At 53.3% G+C, this 255-nt stretch carries 1 protein-coding gene; it reads left to right on the top strand.

What is annotated here, in order from left to right; all coding sequences use genetic code 11:
* A partial coding sequence (locus tag E0D98_RS27075) for an ATPase, T2SS/T4P/T4SS family (RefSeq protein WP_165941098.1) occupies positions 1-255 on the top strand: 255 nt, incomplete at both ends.

Here is a 255-nt window from a genome sequence, read left to right as displayed (position 1 = left end):
ATGAATATTGAACCGGATCTGCTGGATGCCATGCTCAGAAAAACCGGCCTGGGCTTCATCTGCGGAGAAACCGGCTCCGGGAAATCCACACTGGCGGCGGCACTGTATCGCCACATTCTGAAAAATTTCCCCGATCGCAAAATAGTGACCTATGAAGATCCGGTGGAATACATTCTGGGCGGAGAGAATGACCTTCTGCCTCCCCATCAGGCCGAAATCGGGCGCGATGTGGAAAGTTTTGCTGCAGGACTTCGC

The organism is Escherichia sp. KCJ4928 (assembly GCF_004352695.1).
In the GTDB taxonomy this organism is placed as follows: domain Bacteria; phylum Pseudomonadota; class Gammaproteobacteria; order Enterobacterales; family Enterobacteriaceae; genus ECMA0423.
This window is presented reverse-complemented; position numbering and strand designations above follow the sequence as displayed.